Source organism: Streptomyces sp. NPDC058741, assembly GCF_042746715.1.
In the GTDB taxonomy this organism is placed as follows: domain Bacteria; phylum Actinomycetota; class Actinomycetes; order Streptomycetales; family Streptomycetaceae; genus Streptomyces.
Window position 1 is genome coordinate 13,058 of record NZ_JBHYQH010000032.1, and the last position, 18,887, is coordinate 31,944.

20 protein-coding genes and 1 tRNA gene are annotated in these 18,887 nt (G+C 72.1%); 15 read left to right on the forward strand and 6 right to left on the reverse strand.

Translation table 11 applies throughout. The features are described 5' to 3' along the window. The first annotated feature begins 365 nt into the window (after nt 1–365). The 5 genes from ACFW6P_RS23165 to ACFW6P_RS23185 all read left to right on the forward strand — a co-directional run bounded on the left by ACFW6P_RS23165 (nt 366) and on the right by ACFW6P_RS23185 (nt 3,725). On the forward strand, nt 366–932 hold the full coding sequence (locus tag ACFW6P_RS23165; RefSeq protein ID WP_386424568.1) for a hypothetical protein: 567 nt from the start codon (nt 366–368) through the stop codon (nt 930–932). A 184-nt stretch (nt 933–1,116) separates the two neighbouring features. Beyond that, the gene (locus tag ACFW6P_RS23170; protein ID WP_386424609.1) at nt 1,117–1,401 is read left to right on the forward strand and encodes a hypothetical protein; all 285 of its coding nucleotides are present in this window, start codon (nt 1,117–1,119) and stop codon (nt 1,399–1,401) included. A gap of 353 nt (nt 1,402–1,754) precedes the next feature. Next, nucleotides 1,755–2,312, forward strand: coding sequence for a hypothetical protein (locus tag ACFW6P_RS23175; protein ID WP_386424570.1), 558 nt, complete (start codon nt 1,755–1,757; stop codon nt 2,310–2,312). Between the two features lie 59 nt (nt 2,313–2,371). After that, complete coding sequence (locus ACFW6P_RS23180; protein ID WP_386358107.1) at nt 2,372–2,875, forward strand: tyrosinase cofactor; 504 nt, start codon at nt 2,372–2,374, stop codon at nt 2,873–2,875. After that, nucleotides 2,859–3,725 carry a tyrosinase family protein gene (locus ACFW6P_RS23185; protein WP_386358105.1) on the forward strand — a complete coding sequence of 289 codons (867 nt, stop codon included), beginning with the start codon at nt 2,859–2,861 and terminating at the stop codon, nt 3,723–3,725. The genes ACFW6P_RS23180 and ACFW6P_RS23185 overlap by 17 nt, the downstream gene beginning before the upstream one ends. Before the next feature lie 78 nt (nt 3,726–3,803). On the opposite strand, the gene ACFW6P_RS23190 is transcribed toward ACFW6P_RS23185, so the two are convergent. From ACFW6P_RS23190 to ACFW6P_RS23205, 4 genes are all read right to left on the reverse strand, one after another. Beyond that, complete coding sequence (locus tag ACFW6P_RS23190) at nt 3,804–4,088, reverse strand: chaplin (protein WP_386358103.1); 285 nt, start codon at nt 4,086–4,088, stop codon at nt 3,804–3,806. 290 nt (nt 4,089–4,378) lie between these two features. Further along, nucleotides 4,379–5,338 (reverse strand): D-2-hydroxyacid dehydrogenase family protein, encoded by a 960-nt coding sequence (locus ACFW6P_RS23195; protein WP_386358101.1) that lies wholly within the window; start codon nt 5,336–5,338, stop codon nt 4,379–4,381. A 339-nt stretch (nt 5,339–5,677) separates the two neighbouring features. Continuing rightward, nucleotides 5,678–6,283, reverse strand: coding sequence for a hypothetical protein (locus ACFW6P_RS23200; RefSeq protein WP_386358099.1), 606 nt, complete (start codon nt 6,281–6,283; stop codon nt 5,678–5,680). Nucleotides 6,284–6,713: 430 nt separating this feature from the next. After that, nucleotides 6,714–6,789, reverse strand: a tRNA-Arg gene (locus ACFW6P_RS23205). Between the two features lie 320 nt (nt 6,790–7,109). Between ACFW6P_RS23205 and ACFW6P_RS23210 the strand changes: the two genes are divergently transcribed. From ACFW6P_RS23210 to ACFW6P_RS23225, 4 genes are all read left to right on the forward strand, one after another. Next, entirely contained in the window at nt 7,110–8,717 is a 1,608-nt protein-coding gene (locus ACFW6P_RS23210; protein ID WP_386358097.1) for a dynamin family protein, read from the forward strand. Nucleotides 8,718–8,721: 4 nt separating this feature from the next. Further along, a complete protein-coding gene (locus ACFW6P_RS23215) occupies nt 8,722–10,683 on the forward strand; it encodes a GTP-binding protein (RefSeq protein ID WP_386358095.1) in 1,962 nt (653 codons plus the stop codon). Nucleotides 10,684–10,881: 198 nt separating this feature from the next. Continuing rightward, nucleotides 10,882–11,361, forward strand: coding sequence for a single-stranded DNA-binding protein (locus tag ACFW6P_RS23220; protein WP_386424573.1), 480 nt, complete (start codon nt 10,882–10,884; stop codon nt 11,359–11,361). 279 nt (nt 11,362–11,640) lie between these two features. Further along, entirely contained in the window at nt 11,641–13,056 is a 1,416-nt protein-coding gene (locus tag ACFW6P_RS23225; RefSeq protein WP_386358091.1) for a Cys-Gln thioester bond-forming surface protein, read from the forward strand. A 29-nt stretch (nt 13,057–13,085) separates the two neighbouring features. On the opposite strand, the gene ACFW6P_RS23230 is transcribed toward ACFW6P_RS23225, so the two are convergent. Continuing rightward, the gene (locus ACFW6P_RS23230) at nt 13,086–13,412 is read right to left on the reverse strand and encodes a hypothetical protein (RefSeq protein WP_386358089.1); all 327 of its coding nucleotides are present in this window, start codon (nt 13,410–13,412) and stop codon (nt 13,086–13,088) included. A 268-nt stretch (nt 13,413–13,680) separates the two neighbouring features. On the opposite strand from ACFW6P_RS23230, the gene ACFW6P_RS23235 reads away from it, so the two are divergent. The 5 genes from ACFW6P_RS23235 to ACFW6P_RS23255 all read left to right on the forward strand — a co-directional run bounded on the left by ACFW6P_RS23235 (nt 13,681) and on the right by ACFW6P_RS23255 (nt 17,388). Then, complete coding sequence (locus tag ACFW6P_RS23235) at nt 13,681–14,007, forward strand: hypothetical protein (protein ID WP_386424576.1); 327 nt, start codon at nt 13,681–13,683, stop codon at nt 14,005–14,007. A gap of 27 nt (nt 14,008–14,034) precedes the next feature. Next, nucleotides 14,035–14,418 (forward strand): hypothetical protein, encoded by a 384-nt coding sequence (locus tag ACFW6P_RS23240; protein WP_386424578.1) that lies wholly within the window; start codon nt 14,035–14,037, stop codon nt 14,416–14,418. A gap of 224 nt (nt 14,419–14,642) precedes the next feature. Further along, entirely contained in the window at nt 14,643–16,307 is a 1,665-nt protein-coding gene (ettA, locus tag ACFW6P_RS23245; protein WP_386358086.1) for an energy-dependent translational throttle protein EttA, read from the forward strand. Nucleotides 16,308–16,309: 2 nt separating this feature from the next. After that, entirely contained in the window at nt 16,310–16,723 is a 414-nt protein-coding gene (locus tag ACFW6P_RS23250) for an acyl-CoA thioesterase (RefSeq protein WP_386358084.1), read from the forward strand. After that, on the forward strand, nt 16,720–17,388 hold the full coding sequence (locus ACFW6P_RS23255) for a hypothetical protein (RefSeq protein WP_386358082.1): 669 nt from the start codon (nt 16,720–16,722) through the stop codon (nt 17,386–17,388). Before ACFW6P_RS23250 ends, ACFW6P_RS23255 begins: the two co-directional genes overlap by 4 nt. An 18-nt stretch (nt 17,389–17,406) precedes the next feature. Here the strand turns inward: ACFW6P_RS23255 and ACFW6P_RS23260 are convergent, their stop codons facing one another. Next, entirely contained in the window at nt 17,407–17,820 is a 414-nt protein-coding gene (locus ACFW6P_RS23260; protein ID WP_386358080.1) for a globin, read from the reverse strand. Between the two features lie 68 nt (nt 17,821–17,888). On the opposite strand from ACFW6P_RS23260, the gene ACFW6P_RS23265 reads away from it, so the two are divergent. Continuing rightward, entirely contained in the window at nt 17,889–18,872 is a 984-nt protein-coding gene (locus ACFW6P_RS23265) for a methyltransferase domain-containing protein (protein ID WP_386424581.1), read from the forward strand. Nucleotides 18,873–18,887 lie beyond the last annotated feature (15 nt).

Here is an 18,887-nt window from a genome sequence, read left to right on the forward strand (position 1 = left end):
GGCCTGCTGAACCCGGCGTTCGGCAACGAGTGCGAGAACGACTGACGTCGTTCCGGATCCCCGACCGGCCGCCGTCCCGTGGGACTTCCCGCGGGAGGGCGGCCGGTTCGCGTTGCCCCGGACGGGGGCGGGGCTGCGGCCCGGCGGGCCGACCCGTGCACGCCGCCTCACCAGGGGGACACCGACGGCGCACGGATCCGGGCCTGACCTGGTGCGTTGCTCCGGTTGCGGGGCGTTCCGGTCACTCGCACGGTGGGCTCAGGATCAGGCCCACCACCGAAAGGAACCCCCTGCCCGCACGGCGAATCGCGACCTCCGCGCTCTGCGCCACGCTGCTGCTCGGGGCCGCCGGGGCCGCCGGGCCCGTGGCCCTGGCCGTCGCCGGCGACTCGGCCCCGGAGCGCGCCCACGCGGCGTCCCGGGCTCCCCTCCCCGACGCGGACGCGACCCTCGCTCAGGTCGAGAGCCTGGGCGGCCTCGGAGGCGCGCTCACGCCGGTCGCCGACCTGCTGACCGTCGTGCTCAAGGCGGACGACGGCCAACTGCCCCCCTCTCAGGCGGCCAAGCTCCACGCGCAGGTGCAGGACGCCGTCGACCAGGCGGCGAAGACGGCCCCGGCGACGGTTCCGGCGACGGGTACATCAGTCCCCAACGACCCCCTGCCGCAAGCCGGCACCCTGCCCGCGCCCCTGGAGGGCCAGGCCCGGCAGACCGAGGTGTCGGAGGGACTCACGGCCGAGGCGCTCGCCGCCCTGGAGGAGTCCGCCGGCGATCTGTTCACGGCCGTCACCTCCGGCGAGGCGGCCCGGGTCACCCCGGCCGTCGACGCGGTCATGTCCGGTGTCGTCAACACCGTCGCCGCGACGCTGGTCGGCAGCAAGCTGCCCGCCCCCGACCTGGCCGGGCTGTCCTCCCTGCCGAAGGCGCCCTGAGACCCCGGCGACCCGCCACCCCTGCCCTGCCGGTCCGCACGGACCGGCACGACGTCTGTTCAGCGACTCATATGAGGTTCTGCCGACGGGGTTTCCGCTCCGCGGGGGCATCGTTAGGCACGGCGTCGGACATTCCCCCCACAGGGTGACAGCGCTCTCCCAGGAAAGGACCACGATGACCACGATGAAGTCCCTCAAGGCCGTCGCCGTCTTTGCCGGTTCCCTCGTCGTCGCCGGCGCCGCAGGCCCCGCGTACGCCGGCTACGACCCGGCGCACGTCACGCCCACCAGCCTCAACGGCGCCGTCAACTCGCTCACCCGCGAGCCCGTCAACCCCATGCCGCTCAAGCACCAGTCGAACGCCCTCGACACCGAGAACGAGGACTCCGCCCTCAGCACCGTCAAGCGCGCCACCACCGACCTGAACCGCAACGGCGGGCTGCTCGGCGGTCTTCCGCTGGCGAAGTGACCCACCCGGCAAGGACACACCGCACCGAGTGCGGCGGGTGCCGGACGGGCGTTCGCCCTGCCGCCCGTCGTCACGGGAACGGCCGGGCTGCCGGCGTCCCGCGTCATCACCCTCGACGAGGTCAGCGGCTCGTGCCGACGCGCTGGAGGGCCTTCCGGGCGAGGTGACGGACCCGGCCGGCGGCCGGGGCGGTCGGTCGTATCACCGCGGCAGCCGGGGGAGTTGTGCGCTGGCGCGGTTCCCCGGCTCGTTACCCGGTACGCACGCCGAGCCCGACACGCGAGGGGGACCCGGTCACCAGGGGGGGACCGGATCCGCGTGGGCGCGGAACCCGGCAGGTCGGCATACCCCCGATGAAGTCGACCACTCGAGGAACCCTCGCCGCAGTGATGACGTGCGTGGCGGCCGCGACCCAGGCCGCCGCGGTCGGCACGGTCCCCGACCCCGTTCCGCCGGGCGGCGCCGACGAGGCCCTCGACGTGGAACTGCCCCAGGCGGCCGGGGAACTCCCCGTGCCGCTGCCGGGTTCCCCCGAGGAGCCCCGCTACGTCGAGGGCCGGATGATCCCCGAGGGGGCCGTCCCGCAGCGGCCGGTGCACGGCGGACTACCCGGCGTGGACGAGCGGGCGCCCCTGCCGCACCCCCTGGGCAGCGGCTTCGACCACGTCGGCGTCGACGCCCCCGCCTCCGGCCTGCGCACGCTGGCACCGGGCGTCTCCGTCGACGCCCCGCTCACCGCACCCGACGCGGACGGCTTCGGCATGCCCCGGGCGAAGCTCCCGCAGGCGGGCGTGCCGACCCCCGCGGTGCGGACCGTGCCGGCGGCGGACCTGGGCGTCGGCCCCGGTCTGCAGGCGGCCGGCGGGCACCTGATCGTGCCGGGAGTTCTCGTGTGGCCCTCGTGGTGGTGACCGCGAGGGCCTTCGCGCTGTTACCGCTGTGACAGACCGAGCGGAACGAGGAGCACAGGATGGTCGTAGGGGCAGGCGGAGTACCGGTGGGGGCCGAGCGGGGTCCGGCCGGGGACGGGGACGTGCGGCGCACGCGGCGGGGCGTGATGCGCGGACTCGCGGTCGCGGCGCTCGGCGCCGCGATCACCCCCGTCGTCGTGGCCACCCGGTCGCAGGAGTCCGGGCAGTCCGGCGCCAAGAACACGGACGTGCGGGCCGGGGACGGCATGTTCGAGGAGACCTATCGGGGCCGGCGCATCCGCGGCGTCCCGGTCCCCGCCCCGGACCGGGCCGCCGCGGGCGCGGAGTGGCACGTCACCGTCGACGGCCGGCCGCTGCACCTGATGCGCCGCGCCGACGGCAGCTGGCTGAGCATGGTCGACCACTACCGCTCCTACCCCACGCCCCTGGCGGCGACCCGCGCGGCCGTCGACGAACTGGGCCCCGGGCGGCACCTGCGCGACCTGCCCCACCGGGACCCGGTCCGGTACCCGCAGGAGGGTCCGCATGGCGTACATGCGTAAGGACGTCAGCACCCTGACGCGCAGCGAGAAGCGCCGGTTCGTGAAGGCGCTGCTGGAGGTCAAACGGCGCGGCGAGTACGACGAGTTCGTGCGCACGCACATCGAGTACTACACCTCCGACGGCGAGGACGGCCTGCGCACCGCCCACATGGCGCCCTCCTTCCTGCCCTGGCACCGGCAGTTCCTGCTGGACCTGGAGAAGGCGCTGCGCCGGGTCGACTCCTCGGTGTCCGTGCCGTACTGGGACTGGACCCGCAGCCGTTCGGCCACCTCGACGCCCTGGACCGCCGACCTGCTCGGCGGCAACGGGCGGCGCTCGGACCGCCAGGTGATGACCGGTCCGTTCGCCTACGCGGAAGGCGACTGGACCATCAAGGAGGGCGTGACCGACGAGGAGTTCCTCACCCGCGACCTCGGCCGCGCCCGCGACCCGATCCGGCTGCCCACCAAGAGCGAGCTGGAGCGGGCCCTGAAGGACCCGCTCTACGACGCCTCCCCCTGGGACTCGACGGTCCGCAAGGGCTTCCGCAACAAGCTGGAGGGGTGGGGGAGCGGGCGGGGCAGCGCCTCCTGGCTCAACCACAACCGGGTGCACCGCTGGGTCGGCGGGGCCATGGTCGGCGGCGCCTCCGTCAACGACCCGGTCTTCTGGATGCACCACGCCTTCATCGACCTCGTGTGGTCCCGCTGGCAGCGCCGCCACCGCGAGCACCGCTACCTCCCGGCGAAGCCGCCCGGGCGCGGCAGCGCGCGGCACGGGCGGGTCGTGGCACGCCACGAGAAGCTGCCGCCGTGGGACGTGACACCCCAGCAGTTGGAGGACCACAGCCGGATCTACCGGTACGCGTGAGACTCCGGGCGTGCCATGAGGAGAGCCCCGGCGCTCGAGGTGCCGGGGCTCTCCGCGACTGCACGGATGTGCGGACGATCAGCGGCCGTAGCCGTGACCACCCCGGTGTTCCTCGTGGTGGCCGCCCTTGTTTTCGCAGTGGTTGCCGAAGGCAGGGTTGAGCAGACCGGCCGCGCCGACGGTGTTGCCGCACACGTTGACCGGGATGTGGACCGGCACCTGGACGACGTTGCCCGACAGGACGCCCGGCGACCCGACGGCCGCGCCGTGGGCACCCGCGTCGGCCATGGCCAGACCGGCCCCGCTGAGCACCACGGCACCCGTGCCGAGCGCGACACCGGCCGCCTTCGCGATGCGAGACATCACGTTCTCCTTCTGACTCGATGAGCACGACGACAGGAGGCGCCGCCGCACTTCCCGTTCAACGCGCCGTGCCGGTCCGGGTCACGGGGATAACGGCCGGATCACCCGCTTATCACCCGGTTATCACTCGGCTGTGACCGGTCCGGAGCGCGCGTCAGCCGGGTGGCCGGTCGCGTGAGCCGCCACGCCGGCCGCGACGGCAGCCGTCGGGGGAGCCGCGCTGGCAGTCGGCAGGGAAGCCGAGCGGGCTTCCAGCAGGGGAGGCGCCAGCGAAGCCGTCAGGGAAGGCGTCAGGGAAGGCGACGTACCGGCGCGCCGTCGAGGAAGGCACGGATGGCCTCCACGGCGTGCCCGTAGTAGGTCGCGTAGTTGGCGCGCGAGACGTAGCCGAGGTGGGGAGTGGCGAGAAGACGCGGTGCCGTGCGCATCGGATGGCCGGCGGGCAGGGGCTCGACGTCGAAGACGTCGATGCCGGCTCCGGCGATACGTCCGGCACGCAGGGCGTCGAGGAGGGCGTCCTGGTCGACGATCGCCGCGCGGGAGGTGTTGACGAGGTAGGCCGTCGGCTTGAGCAGAGCGAGTTCGGCGGGCCCGAGCAGCCCCCGGGTGCGGTCGCCGAGCGCGAGATGGATGGAGACGAAGTCGCCGTCCGCGAGCAGTTCCTCCTTGGACGCGGCGAGTTCGACGCCGACCTCGTCGGTGCGCTCCCGCGTGAGGTTCTGGCTCCAGGCGGCGACCCGCATGCCGAAGGCGAGACCGACCCGGGCGACCCGGCTGCCGATCTTCCCGAGCCCCAGGAGCCCGAGGCGCCGCCCGTGCAGATCGGCACCGACGGTGCTCTGCCAGGGGCCGCCGGAGCGCAGGGCCGTGCTCTCCTCGACGACCCCGCGGGCGAGGCCGAGCAGCAGTGCCCAGGTCAGTTCGACGGGCGGGGTGGGGGAACTGGCGGTACCGCACACGGTGACGCCGTGGGCCTCGGCGGCGGTGTAGTCGATGGCGGAGTTGCGCGTACCGGAGGCGACGAGCAGCTTCAGACGGGGCAGCCGGGCGATCAGCGACCCGGGGAACGGCACGCGCTCGCGCAGCGTCACCGCGATGTCGAAGCCGGCCAGGGCGGCGACGAGGGCGTCCTCACCGTCGATGTGCGTGTCGAAGAACACGACGTCGACGTCGTCCGCGACCACCGACCAGTCGGCGGCCTCGGCCGCCACCCTCTGGAAATCGTCCAGCACAGCGCAGCGCAGCCGCACGTCACACCTCACTCACGGCACGGGGTCGTCCTGGTCGGGATCATGATCGCCTGTGGGTGGGTCGTGAGGAAAGGCCGCAGGGAGCCGGTGGCAGGGGCGTAGGGCTCCCGACTCGTCGACGACTGGACCGGCTGCCGTCAGCCAGGAACTCGCACCACGTCCTGACGCACAGGTCGCCCCCGGCGATGCCCGGCCCAGCGGCAGTTGCGTACAAGCAAGCGGGACCGGGCTGCCGCCCGCGAAGACGCGTCGCCCGGCCGCCCGGCCCCTCACCAGTGACCCACTCGCTCGACATGCGTGGTTGTGGACGCCGTGGGAACACGGCGTCCACAACGGCGATCAAAAGCGAAGGATCTCGACGCCCCGCTGTTCCAGCGGCGGCAGGACGGCGTTCAGGAACTCGGCCCTGTCCGCCGCTCCTCCGCCGACCACAGCGGCCGGAATGATCATCGGGTGGCCCTCCGGGGCTATGTGCACGCCCTCGGTCGAGAAGACGATGATCTGGACTACCTGGTCCCAGCGGATCGCCCTGATGCCGCGCCGGGCCGTGCCGACCAAGCCGTACTCGTAGACGTACACCGCCATCCGGGCCCGTACCAGCCCACGCACCGCACGGATCAGGCCTATCAGCACGCCGGCGACGAGGACGATGAGCAGGCCACGCACTATCTGCAACCAGCCCGAATCCCGGAACGGTGACAGGGCCATGTTGATCACGACCAGGGCGACCGCCGAACCGACCGCGAGAGCGATGCCACGCAGGCTCTCGCCCGGTCCGCCGGGCTCCCGCCGGGCCAGCCGCAACACCCCGAGGTCGGCAGCCGCCGAGCGAACGCGGTCGGTCTCGATCGCCGGCTGCCAGGTCGTCGGGTCGCTCCCGGCCCGCTGCGGCGCGTGCCGCGTCGCGGGCTGTTCTACTTGGTCTCTCGGACCCTGCTCTGCCATGAGTGTCCTCCCGGACATCGGAGTCGCGCGGCGATGCACCCCGAGGGTTCGGGTGCGCCCGCCATCGTGCGGCACCGGAGCTTAGCGTCGGCCATCAATGAGGGCCCATCAGTTTGTCGACGAACGAGGCGCGTTGACAGTGGGCGCGGCTGGCGGAGCCCGGGCTGGATGAGCGCCCCGGGTGTCACCTTGGATGGGCGCCGGCGCGAAACCGTATCCCGGCCCGCCGCTTCTGCATCCACGGCCGGCCCGATCCAGTGGTACAGCGGATTGCCGTTCACCCGACGCGGACAGCATCCTTGACGTGACCATGAAGTCGCTCTGGACAAGCCGGGAGATCTGCTGTCCGGCGAGTGACGGGGCGTTGCCGTCAGACACACGAAACGCCCTGGAGGAAGATCCCCTCTGGGGCGTTTTTGCTGGTAGGAGGTGGCGCCCCCGGCAGGACTCGAACCTGCGGCCAAGCGCTTAGAAGGCGCCTGCTCTATCCACTGAGCTACGGGGGCCGGTGTGGTGGCCTCGGTCGTGGTGCCCTGGTGCGGGCCGTTCCGTGACGTCGACGGGGACAAGGATAGGGCTCCCGCGTCCTTGCCCCTGTTGCCTCCCCTCCGTGGTTCGATGTGGAGGTTCGGTGAAGCGGTCCTGATAATCGCAGGCAGGTGCGAATCGTGCATCGCTTTTGGCGTCTGTCGCATCGGGTGTTGTGCACTCGTTATGCCTGGACTGTGCCCGTGTCCCAGTCGCCCCTTCCGTCCCTTGTGTTCAATCGGCGCGCAGACATGCTCATATGCTTCAGAATTCCCCTAAAATTGGGCATTCTTCACACGTGGTGACCTTGGACGTACGGCCTCAGCTACTCGACGCACTCTCCGCCCTGCGCGACCGTGTCGCCGCCGCACGCTTCCCGCTGCCCCTGGCGGGGGCCCCACGTGCGCGTGCCAACCGCGACGAACTGCTCGCGCAGCTCGACGACTACTTGGTGCCCCGTCTGCGGGATCCCGAAGCGCCGCTTCTGGCCGTCGTGGGCGGTTCCACCGGCGCCGGGAAGTCCACGCTGGTGAACTCCCTCGTGGGCCGGCGGGTCAGCGAGGCGGGCGTGCTGCGGCCGACGACACGGACGCCCGTGCTGGTCTGCCATCCGGAGGACCATCACTGGTTCAGCGGCATGCGGGTGCTGCCCGACCTCACCCGCGTGTGGGTCCCCCACCAGGAGTCCGCCGAGGACCTGCTGCTCCCCGGCGAGGACCCCGCGCGCGTGCTCCGCGTCGAGACCGCCGAGACGCTGCCCCCCGGCCTCGCCCTCCTCGACGCGCCCGACATCGACTCCCTGGTCTCCGACAACCGCGTCCTGGCCGCCGAACTCATCTGCGCCGCCGACATCTGGGTGATGGTCACCACCGCCGCCCGCTACGCCGACGCCGTGCCCTGGCACATGCTGCGCACCGCCAAGGAGTACGACGTCACTCTCGTGACCGTCCTGGACCGTGTGCCCCACCAGGTCGTCAACGAGGTGTCACGGCAGTACGGAGCTCTGCTCACCAAGGCCGGCCTCGGCCACGTGCCCCGCTTCACCGTGCCCGAACTGCCCGAGTCCGCCTGGGGCGGAGGCCTCCTGCCCGCCAGCGCCGTCGCCCAGCTGCGCACCTGGCTCATCCACCAGGCGCAGGACCCGGCCGCCCGTCAGCAGGTCCTCGCGCGCACGGCGTTCGGCGTCCTCGACTCCCTCAAGTCCCGGATGCCCGAGCTGGCCGGTGCCGCAGCGGCCCAGTACGCCGCCGCCCTGCGGCTCACCACCGCAGTCGACAGCGCCTACGACAGCGAGCACGCGCGCGTGCGGGGCCGGTTGCAGGCCGGAGGCGTGCTCGCCGGGGACGCCCTCAAGCGCTGGCGCGCCTTCCCCCTGGACTGCACCGCAGGTGAACTCCTCGACGCGCTCGTGGAGAGCCTGAGCACCGTGCTGCTGTGTGCCGTCACCGCCGCCGACGAACGCGTCGACGACGCCTGGCGGCGCGAACCGGCGGCCACCGCACCCGAGCTCACGGCGCGCGAGCCCGCGGCGGACAGCGCCGAACACCGGATCGGTCTCGCCGTACGGCGCTGGCGGCGCGAGCTCGAGGAGCACGCCGAGGACGAGGTGCGCGAACTCGACCGCAACCTCGCGCCCGACCCCGAAGTGGTCGCCGCCCTGGTCGCCACCTCCCTGCTCGGCGGCCGTCGCGGACGGATGGCCGGGGAGGGCCTCGCCGAGCGGATCGGCGCCCACGGCGCACTGCGGCTGCGCGACCGGGCCGGCCGGCTCCTCACCGAGCACGTGGACGGCGTCCTGCACGCCGAACGCGAGCGCCGGCTCGCCCCCCTGGACGCCCTCGACGTCCACCCCGAGCCGCAGGCCGAACTCATCGCCGCGCTGTCCGTACTGCAGAAGGAGAGGTGACCCGGTGACCGCCATCACTGACCAGGACCACACCGAGCACGCCGACCAGCCGGACGACGCGGACGGGGCAGGAGCGGGAGCCGAGGCCGGCCCGCAGAGGGAGACCGGTCGGCAGAGGGAGACCGGTCCGCAGCACGAGACCGGATCCCAGCAGGGGAACGGCCCGGGCGCCGGGGACCGCCCCGGCGACTCCACGCGCCCGCCCGGCTCCACCGATTCCGGCGGTTCCACCGGCTCGACCAGCTCCGCGTCTTCCGCCGGTTCCACGGACCGTCCCGGAAGCTGGGACGACGGGCTGATCGCCCGGCGGGTCGACGAGACCACCGAGGCCACCCGGTACTCCACGCAGGACCTCCGCTCCACCGCCCCGGCGGCCGTGACACCCCTCGTCTACGACGGACCGCTGGGCTCCCGGCTGGAGGCCCTGCGCGAGCTCGTCGGGCTCTCCCGCACCCGGCTCGACAACCGCACCCTCTCGGAGGCCGGCCGGGTGCTCGAGGAGGCGTCTGCGCGGCGCAGGCTCTCCGGGCAGCACACGGTCGTGGCCATCGCGGGCGCCACCGGCAGCGGAAAGTCGCAGCTGTTCAACGCGCTCGCCGGGGTCGCCATCTCCGAGACCGGCGTACGACGCCCCACCACCGCCGCGCCCATCGCGTGCAGTTGGAGTGACGGGGCCGCGAGCCTCATCGAGCGGCTCGGCATCCCGCCCCGGCTGCGCCGCCGTCCGCTGCCCACCGGGGACGGCGAGTCCCAGCTGCGCGGACTCGTGCTGGTCGACCTGCCCGACCACGACTCCGCCGCCGTGCAGCACCGCGAGCACGTCGACCGCATCCTCGGGCTCGTCGACGCGGTCATCTGGGTGGTCGACCCGGAGAAGTACGCCGACGCCGTCCTGCACGAGCGCTACCTGCGGCCGATGGCCGCGCACGCCGAGGTCATGTTCGTCGTCCTCAACCAGATCGACCGGCTCCCCGGAGAGGCCGCCGAACAGGTCCTCGACGACCTGCGACGGCTCCTCGACGAGGACGGCATCGCCCTCGGTGAGTACGGCGAACCGGGCACGACCGTGCTCGCCCTGTCCGCCCTGACGGGGGACGGCGTCGGGGAACTGCGCGAGGCGCTCGGACAGTTCGTGGCCGAGCGCGGGGCACCGGCCCGGCGGGTGGCGGCCGACGTCGACATCGCCGCGGCACGGCTGCGGCCCGTCTACGCCACCCAGCGCCGTACCGGGCTCAGCGAACAGGCGCGGGAGGAGTTCTCGGACCGGCTCGCGGACGCCGTCGGTGCCACGGCGGCGGGCGAGGCGGCCGAACGCGCCTGGCTGCGCAACGCCAACCGGGCCTGCGGCACGCCCTGGCTGCGGCTGTGGCGCTGGTACCACGACCGCGGCGAGCCCGCCACGGGGCGGCTCTCGCGCGCCCAGGCCGACGAGGAGGCCACCGCCCGTCAGCGGGTCGAGCAGGCGGTGCGGACGGTGGCGGACCGGGCCTCGGCCGGGCTGCCCGTGCCCTGGGCGCAGGCGGTGCGCGAGGCGGCCGCCCGCGGCGCGCAGGGGCTGCCCGAGGCGCTGGACGAGCTGTCCTCGCGCGCGGGAGTGCCGGCCGGGCGGCCCCCGCGACCGGGCTGGTGGCCGGTGGCCGTCCTGTCCCAGGCGTGCATGACGATCCTTCAGTTCGTGGGCGGGCTGTGGCTGCTGGGCCAGATCATCGGGTTCCTGTCACCGAACCTGGGCGTGCCGGTGCTGCTCATGGTGATCGGCATCGTCGGCGGTCCGCTCATCGAGTGGAGCTGCCGCATGGCGGCCCGCGGCCCGGCCCGGCGCTACGGCCTGGAGGCGGAGAGAGGGCTGCGGGAGGCGGCGGCCGGGTGCGGGAGGGCACGGGTACTGGATCCGGTGGCGGCGGAGCTGCTGCGGTACCGGGAGGTCCGGGAGCAGTACGGGAGGGTGGTGGGGGCGAGGCGGTGAGGCGCCCGGAGCCCTTCCTGGCCTTCCTCCCAGCGCTGCCACTCCTGTGAGTGACGGAGTTGTCCACAGGCTGGGGGCGATCCACAGCGATCGGCGGGCCCGGCCCGGCGGCGGCAGTCTGATGGGACGCAGCCGTACGGGACGGGCCCGTACGCGTGTCGGCCCGGTGTCGCAGTCCGGGCGAGGGAGGGGTAGACGATGAACGAGACGATGGTGTGCGCGATCGGCAGGGTGGCGACGCGGCCGGTGTACCGGGAGATGGCGTCCGGCCCGTCGGCGCGGTTCCGGATGGCGGTCACCGCGCGCTACTGGGACCGGGAGAAGAACACGTGGACGGACGGGCACACCAACTTCTTCACGGTGTGGGCCAACCGCCAGCTCGCGACGAACACGGCGGCGTCCCTGACCGTGGGTGAGCCGGTGATCGTCCAGGGCCGGCTGAAGGTGCGTACGGACGTGCGCGAGGGGCAGAGCTGGACCTCGGCCGACATCGACGCGGTGGCGATCGGACACGATCTGGCGTGGGGCACGTCGGCCTTCCGGCGCGGAGGCAGGCCGGAGACGGTGGCGGCGGCCCCTGCCGGACCTGAGCCCAACTGGGATACACCGTCCGAGGGTTCACCCCATCTGCAGAGTCCCGCTGCTCAAGTAGAGCCTCAAGAAGCAGCGTTGACGTAACGGCGATCACCCGACGGGCTTCGACGAACTGCGGCTTATCGGCGGCTGCGCACCGAACGACCGGCGGTAAAGCGCCGATAAGCCCTGCTCACAAAGGTCCTTGGCGATAACGATTCCGATTCGGATCACCCGTCGGACCGCCTGACCGGCGGGCGGGCTCTGTCGCCTACCTAGGATGCCGGACATGGCTCTCGAGGCTCCTGGGGCCTGAGAAGCGTCTGATTCTGCTGGTGGGACCGTCCCCCCACATCATGCCGGTCCTGCTCGGAAGGGAATGTGGTGTTTGCTTCGCTCTCGGCGGTGTACGTCCGCAGGCGAGGGGCGGCCCGCTCCGTCGCCACGACGCTGGTGGCCGGGCTCGTCGCCGCGGGCCTGCTGGCCGGTGCCGGCCCGGCGTCCGCCGACGAGGACGGGGCGACGCGGAGCCAGGGCGGTGCGACCGCGACGATAGCCGGGCTCAAGACGTACGGCAGTGCCGTCATACACGGCGACACCGGCGAGCAGCAGGTGTCGGCGGGCCTGTTCGAGATGTCCGTCGAGGGCGGCGGCATGCTGCAGACGTACTGCGTCGACCCGCACAACCCCACGCAACGGGACGCCAAGTACCAGGAGACGCCCTGGAGCGGCACGTCCCTCGGCGCCAACCGGGACGCCGGCAAGATCCGCTGGATCCTGCAGAACTCGTACCCCCAGGTCAACAACCTCGTGGCACTCGCCCGGGAGGCGGGCGTCCGCGGTGCGCTGACCGAGCAGGACGCGGCGGCGGGCACACAGGTGGCGATCTGGCGCTACGCGGACGACATGGCGGTCGACGCCCTCGACCCGCAGGCCGAGCAGCTCGCGGACTACCTGCAGAAGAACGCCCGCGACCTGCCCGAGCCCCGGGCCTCGCTCACCCTCGACCCACCCGCCGTCTCCGGCAGGCCGGGCGAGCGGCTCGGCCCCGTGACGGTGCGCACCAACGCCGGCAGCGCGACGATCACGCCGCCCGCGGACGCCGCCACCAGCGGAGTGCGGATCGTCGACAAGCAGGGCAAGGCCGTCACCTCCACGTCCGACGGCGGGCAGGTGTTCTTCGAGGTCCCGGAGGACGCGGCGGCCGGCTCGGCCGACGTGACCGTGCAGGCCTCGACGACCGTGCCGGTGGGACGCGCCTTCGCCTCCGAGAGCCGCAGCCAGACGCAGATCCTGGCGGGGTCCAGCGAGTCGACGGTGTCGGCGACGGCCGAGGCGACCTGGGCGGAGGAGGGCCCTGTCCCGGCCCTGTCTGCGGCGAAGAACTGCGCCGAGGGGGGCGTCGACATCATCGCGTCCCACAAGGGCGACGCGCCCTTCACCTTCGACGTGACCGGCCTGGAGCACACCATCGCCGCGGGCGAGACCCGGACGATCACTATCCCCCTGCAGGAGGACCAGGCCTACGACCTCACGATCCACGGCCCCGACGGCTTCAGCAGGCGCTTCACCGGCATGCTCGACTGCCGGACCCAGGCGGGCGCCCCGGACACCACGACCCAGACCCTCAGCGAGCCGACGCCCCTCGCGGGCGGCACCACGGTCGTCGACACCAACCTCGCCGAAACGGGCGACTCCGGCACGACGCCGCTGATAGCGGGCATCGCCATCGGCCTGGTCGTCATCGGCGGAGCGACCCTGATCGTGCTGCGGCGCCGGGAGACGCCGACACAGGGCTGACCCGGGGCGGACCGCCTTCCCGGCCTAACTCACACGATCTCGGGCTCGTGCCGCAGATGCACGAGCCCGCCGGCGGCCTCCAGCCGCGCCCGCAGGGCGGGGTCCCGGGACGGAGTGGCGGTCAGGACGAGCACGAGGTACTCCGGGTGTGAGTCCTCGTAGAGATCGTCCCCGTCCTCCCCGGGGATCGCGTGGGGCTGGACCTGCACCCGCAGGTCGCCGGTGTCGGCGAGGTGGTAGGCGCCCAGGAAGCCGCTCTCCCGCTCCACGAAGTCCACTCCCAGACGAGCGCCGAGGAGCCGTACGAGGTCATCGGCGGAGTGGCTGCGGGAGCCGTACGTGTTGTGGTCGGGCATGGTACGAGGATCCAGCCTTCCTGGGACATCCGGGGGTCGGTGCGGCTCTGCCCCCGGTTCGTGACCCGTCGGTTCGTGACACATCCGCTGGACCGGCGAGATGACGCCGGTGCGTGCGATTCCCGAGTTCACACGGCGAGCCGGGCATCCCGGCATCCGGCGAGTTCTCGGCCCGGATGATCGACCAGGTTCCCCGTACCCGTGTGGCGCAGCAGTACGCGAGGGCCTCTGCGCGGTGTGCCTAGCCTTGGCCTGGAAAGGAGGCCCCATGATGAACTCGTACCGCACGGCGGCCTTGTGTGTCGGCGCATCGCTCACCTTACTGGCCGGCTGCGGGGGAAACAGCACCGATACCGCTTCACCCGAGCGGGCCACTCCCGCGGCGGAACGGCGAGGAGTCGCCGTGTCGGCCGCCGACCTGGCGGCCGCCTTGCTCACTCCCCAAGAGGTGTCGAAAGCGGTCGACGGCCTCGACGGCCTGAAGGTCGACAGCAAGGAAAGCGCGGACGATCCGAACTCTCCCGGCGGCTGGCCCTTCCTGAGCTTCGTCGAGGGGGACCCGGTGTGCGAGAAGGTGGTGAGCGTGCATCCTTAGCCCACCGAGGCATGGGCGTGGGTCGTCATGACTCGTCAGAAGTCCGCTCTGGTGGGCGAGGAGATCGACGCGTTCGGGGACGAGACCCTCGCCCGGAACGTCATGAGGGAGAACAGCGAGCAGTCGAAGGACTGCCAACGGTTCGTGGGGGAGGACGCGAGTGGCACTCGCTACAACTTCACCTACGAGCCGATCGATCTGCCCTCGACGCTGGGCGACGAGAGCAGTGGCTACAAACTGGACGGTACGGCAGTCGACGACTCGTCCTTGACCTGGGACTTCCACCAGGTCGAGATCCGTCAGGGGTCCGATGTCATCTTCCTGAGCACAGGTGGGCCCAGCACGGATGAGGTGGAAACCTTCGACCTGGGCGAAGCGGCGCTCGAGAAGTTCTCGGCCACCACCACGTGACACGGCCGGACGCGCCGGCGGGGGGCCACCCCGGGGCCGTACCCGGATCGCGGGGGACCGAGGCCGGCCGACGGCGTCCGGCACTGGCGGGCGAGGCAGCGTCGGGAACCACAAACGCCCAGGTCACAGCCGCCCGCTTCCACGCGTTTCCACCCAGGGGTGGCCGTACGGCAAGATGGGGTGTATCTGCCCACTGCCAGTTTCAAGCTGCCGGACGGTTTCTCTTGGCTGAGTTCATTTACACCATGCGCAAGGCGCGCAAAGCGCACGGCGACAAGGTGATCCTCGACGACGTGACGACGAGCTTCCTTCCGGGGGCGAAGATCGGCGTCGTCGGCCCGAACGGCGCCGGAAAGTCGACGATCCTGAAGATCATGGCCGGGATCGAGCAGCCGTCCAACGGTGACGCCTTCCTCACCCCCGGCTACACGGTCGGCATCCTGCTTCAGGAGCCCCCGCTGACCGAGGACAAGACCGTCCTGGAGAACGTCCAGGAGGGGGTCGCCGAGATCAAGGGCAAGCTCGACCGGTTCAACGAGATCGCCGAGCAGATGGCGACCGACTACACCGACGAGCTCATGGACGAGATGGGCAAGCTGCAGGAGCAGCTCGACCACGCCAACGCCTGGGACCTCGACGCGCAGCTGGAGCAGGCCATGGACGCCCTGGGCTGCCCGCCCGGCGACTGGCCCGTCACCAACCTGTCCGGTGGTGAGCGCCGCCGCGTCGCGCTGTGCAAGCTGCTGCTGGAGCAGCCCGACCTGCTGCTGCTCGACGAGCCCACCAACCACCTCGACGCCGAGTCGGTGAACTGGCTGGAGCAGCACCTGGCCAAGTACCCGGGCACCGTCGTCGCGGTCACCCACGACCGGTACTTCCTCGACAACGTCGCCCAGTGGATCTGCGAGGTCGACCGCGGCCGCCTCTACCCCTACGAGGGCAACTACTCGAAGTACCTGGAGACCAAGGCCGCCCGCCTCAAGGTCGAGGGCCAGAAGGACGCCAAGCGGCAGAAGCGGCTGAAGGAGGAGCTCGAATGGGTTCGCTCCAACGCCAAGGGACGGCAGGCCAAGTCCAAGGCGCGTCTGGCCCGCTACGAGGAGATGGCCGCCGAGGCCGACAAGATGCGGAAGCTGGACTTCGAGGAGATCCAGATCCCGCCGGGTCCGCGGCTGGGCAACGTCGTCGTCGAGGTCAGCAACATCAGCAAGGCCTTCGGTGAGAAGGTCCTGATCGACGACCTCTCCTTCACGCTGCCGCGCAACGGCATCGTGGGCGTCATCGGCCCCAACGGCGCCGGCAAGACCACCCTGTTCAAGATGATCCAGGGCATCGAGGAGCCGGACTCCGGCGCCATCAAGGTCGGCGACACCGTCAAGATCTCCTACGTCGACCAGAGCCGCGAGAACATCGACCCCAAGAAGACCCTGTGGGCCGTCGTCTCCGACGAGCTGGACTACATCAACGTGGGCCAGGTCGAGATGCCCTCGCGCGCCTACGTCTCCGCCTTCGGGTTCAAGGGCCCGGACCAGCAGAAGCCGGCCGGCGTGCTCTCCGGCGGTGAGCGCAACCGCCTGAACCTCGCGCTCACCCTGAAGCAGGGCGGCAACCTGCTGCTGCTCGACGAGCCGACCAACGACCTCGACGTCGAGACCCTCTCCAGCCTGGAGAACGCGCTGCTGGAGTTCCCCGGCTGCGCCGTCGTCGTCTCCCACGACCGGTGGTTCCTGGACCGCATCGCCACGCACATCCTCGCCTACGAGGGCGAGTCCAAGTGGTTCTGGTTCGAGGGCAACTTCGAGTCGTACGAGAAGAACAAGGTCGAGCGGCTCGGCGCGGACGCCGCCCGTCCGCACCGCGCCACCTACAAGAAGCTGACCCGGGGCTGATCTTGCGGCACATCTACCGCTGCCCGCTGCGCTGGGCGGACATGGACGCGTACGGCCACGTCAACAACGTGGTGTTCCTCCGCTACCTGGAGGAGGCCCGTATCGACTTCCTGTTCCGCCCGGAGAAGGACTTCCAGCAGGGGTCCGTGGTGGCACGCCATGAGATCGACTACAAGCGGCAGCTCGTCCACCGGCACCACCCGGTGGACATCGAGCTGTGGGTCACGGAGATCAGGGCGGCGTCCTTCACCCTCACCTACGAGGTCAAGGACGGCGACGTCGTCTACGTCCGCGCCTCCACGGTGATCGTGCCGTTCGACTTCGAGGCCCAGCGCCCGCGCCGGATCACCGCGCAGGAGCGGGAGTTCCTCGGGGAGTACACGGACGACGCCGAGGAGGAGGCCGTCGCCGCATGACGGTGCTCCACCTCGCCGACGAGGGGGAGGCGGCGGATCTCGCCGCCTTCCTCTCCCGGCTGCTCCACTACGACCGCGGGGCGGCGGTGCGCCTGCAGGCCGCGGGTACCGCGCTCGCCGTCTTCGGGCGGCCGCCGTCCTTCGAGGTCCTGGCGATCCGCGCGGTACGGCTGGCGAAGCCGTACGAGAAGGGGCTCGAGGTCACGCTGGACGTGACCGTCTCCGCCGGTGAGTTCCTGGAGTCGGTGGACGAGAGGGCGGCCACGGTCGTCGTGCCGGAGACCGTGACGGGGCCGCCGTGGGCCGGTGTGCTGCCGCCGCGTGGCGGCTGGGCGCCCGAGCCGGGGCTGCCCGCGCCCGACGCGCTGCGCTCGCTCGTGGCCGCCGCCGTCGCCGAGTTCCGCACGCGCACCCGGGAGTTGTCGGAGGAGCGGCGCACCCGGGCCGAGCTGGACCGGATCGGCCGGGACATCTGGTCCCGCACGGTCGGGGACACCCGCCTGCCCGTCCGGGCCGTGCACGCCGCGCAGTCGCTGGGCTTCCTGCGGCCCGGAGCGCCCCTGGCCCTGTTCTCGTCGGGCGCCTGGCTGCGGCTGCGTACCCCGTACGGCTCGATCGCCGTACGGCACGCCGGGCTGGGGACGCTGGGCGTCAGCGTCCGCTGAGCCCGCCCCGGGCCGGTGTCAGCCCGGGGTGTTCACCATCGACGCCGCCGCGTACGTCAGGTAGTTCCACAGCGTGTGCTCGTGCTCCTCGGACAGCCCGAGCTCCTCGACGGCGACCCGCATGTGCTTCAGCCACGCGTCGTGCGCGGCCCGGTCGACCTTGAAGGGCACGTGCCGCATGCGCAGCCGCGGATGGCCGCGGGTCTCGCTGTACGTCGTGGGGCCGCCCCAGTACTGGACGAGGAACAGCGTGAGGCGCTCCTCGGCCGGGCCCAGGTCCTCCTCGGGGTACATGGGCCGCAGCAGCGGGTCCTCGGCGACCCCCTCGTAGAAACGGTGCACGAGCCGGCGGAAGGTCTCCTCCCCGCCGACCTGCTCGTAGAAGGTCTGCTGCTGAAGCGTGCCGCGCCGAATCTCTTTCACGCGCTCCATCGTCTCAGACGCACCGGCATAGGCCTCAAGACCTAGGACCCGCCCATGCCTCCCCCTACTGTGGAGGCATGGGCGGTCACGCACCCGGCAGGGACCTCGACGGCCTCGCCGCCTCCGCGCGGGCGGCGCTGGTGCGGCGTATCGACGCCGGCGGGGCCCGGACCGCGGACCCGCGGTGGCGGGAGGCCTTCGCGGCGGTCCCGCGCCACCTCTTCGTGCCGTACTACTACGTCGGTGTCGCCGGCGGCTACGAACGCCGCTGGGGCGGGAGCCCCGACCCGCTGGCGCGGGAGCGGTGGATGCGGGGCGCCTACGAGGACATCCCGCTGGCGACCCGGCTGCGGGACGGGGAACCGCTGTCCTCCAGCGATCAGCCGTCCCTGATGGCGGACATGCTGGCCGTGCTGGAGGTGGCGGATGGGCACACGGTCCTGGAGATCGGCGCCGGCACCGGCTACAACGCCGCGCTGCTCGCCCACCGGCTGGGCGACGACCGGGTCACCACCGTCGACCTCGACCCGGAGATCACCGAGTCGGCCCGCCGGCACCTGGCCGCGGCCGGGTACCACCCGGCCGTCGTCACCGGCGACGGCGCCCGGGGAGTGCCCGACCGCGCGCCGTTCGACCGGATCATCGCCACGTGCGCCCTGAGTACCGTGCCGCAGGCCTGGCTCGCGCAGAGCCGCCCCGGCGGCCGGATCCTCGTGCCGATCGCCACCGGCCTGATCCTGCTCACGGTGAGCGGCCCCGGGCACGCCGAGGGGCGTTTCCTGCCCACGCCGGCCTGCTTCGTGCCGCTGCGCGGCGGAGGCGGGCCCGGCCGTGAGCCGCTGAGGCTGGGCGGGGTGCCGGTGCGGGCCAGGGAGGACGACCTGTTCCGCTTCCTGCTGGCCCTGACCCGCGGCACGCTCGATCCGCAGGAGGCACACGCGCTGTGGGAGCACGAGGGCAGACCGCGCCGCGAGCGCTACGGCATCACGGTCAGCGGCGAGCGGGAGTGGGCCTGGCTGGACGACCCGGAGGGGCCGTACGCCTGGCCCCTCCCCGGCTGAGCGGGCCGCACCCGA

Excerpts from the sequence above, each read along its gene's own strand:
- ACFW6P_RS23170 (WP_386424609.1), top strand. The coding sequence starts at position 1,117 with ATGAAGTCCCTCAAGGCCGTCGCCGTCTTTGCCGGTTCCCTCGTCGTC.
- ACFW6P_RS23175 (WP_386424570.1), top strand. The coding sequence starts at position 1,755 with ATGAAGTCGACCACTCGAGGAACCCTCGCCGCAGTGATGACGTGCGTG.
- ACFW6P_RS23180 (WP_386358107.1), top strand. The coding sequence starts at position 2,372 with ATGGTCGTAGGGGCAGGCGGAGTACCGGTGGGGGCCGAGCGGGGTCCG.
- ACFW6P_RS23185 (WP_386358105.1), top strand. The coding sequence starts at position 2,859 with ATGGCGTACATGCGTAAGGACGTCAGCACCCTGACGCGCAGCGAGAAG.
- ACFW6P_RS23190 (WP_386358103.1), bottom strand. The coding sequence starts at position 4,088 with ATGTCTCGCATCGCGAAGGCGGCCGGTGTCGCGCTCGGCACGGGTGCC.
- ACFW6P_RS23200 (WP_386358099.1), bottom strand. The coding sequence starts at position 6,283 with ATGGCAGAGCAGGGTCCGAGAGACCAAGTAGAACAGCCCGCGACGCGG.
- ACFW6P_RS23220 (WP_386424573.1), top strand. The coding sequence starts at position 10,882 with ATGAACGAGACGATGGTGTGCGCGATCGGCAGGGTGGCGACGCGGCCG.
- ACFW6P_RS23230 (WP_386358089.1), bottom strand. The coding sequence starts at position 13,412 with ATGCCCGACCACAACACGTACGGCTCCCGCAGCCACTCCGCCGATGAC.
- ACFW6P_RS23235 (WP_386424576.1), top strand. The coding sequence starts at position 13,681 with ATGATGAACTCGTACCGCACGGCGGCCTTGTGTGTCGGCGCATCGCTC.
- ACFW6P_RS23240 (WP_386424578.1), top strand. The coding sequence starts at position 14,035 with ATGACTCGTCAGAAGTCCGCTCTGGTGGGCGAGGAGATCGACGCGTTC.
- ACFW6P_RS23255 (WP_386358082.1), top strand. The coding sequence starts at position 16,720 with ATGACGGTGCTCCACCTCGCCGACGAGGGGGAGGCGGCGGATCTCGCC.
- ACFW6P_RS23260 (WP_386358080.1), bottom strand. The coding sequence starts at position 17,820 with ATGGAGCGCGTGAAAGAGATTCGGCGCGGCACGCTTCAGCAGCAGACC.
- ACFW6P_RS23265 (WP_386424581.1), top strand. The coding sequence starts at position 17,889 with ATGGGCGGTCACGCACCCGGCAGGGACCTCGACGGCCTCGCCGCCTCC.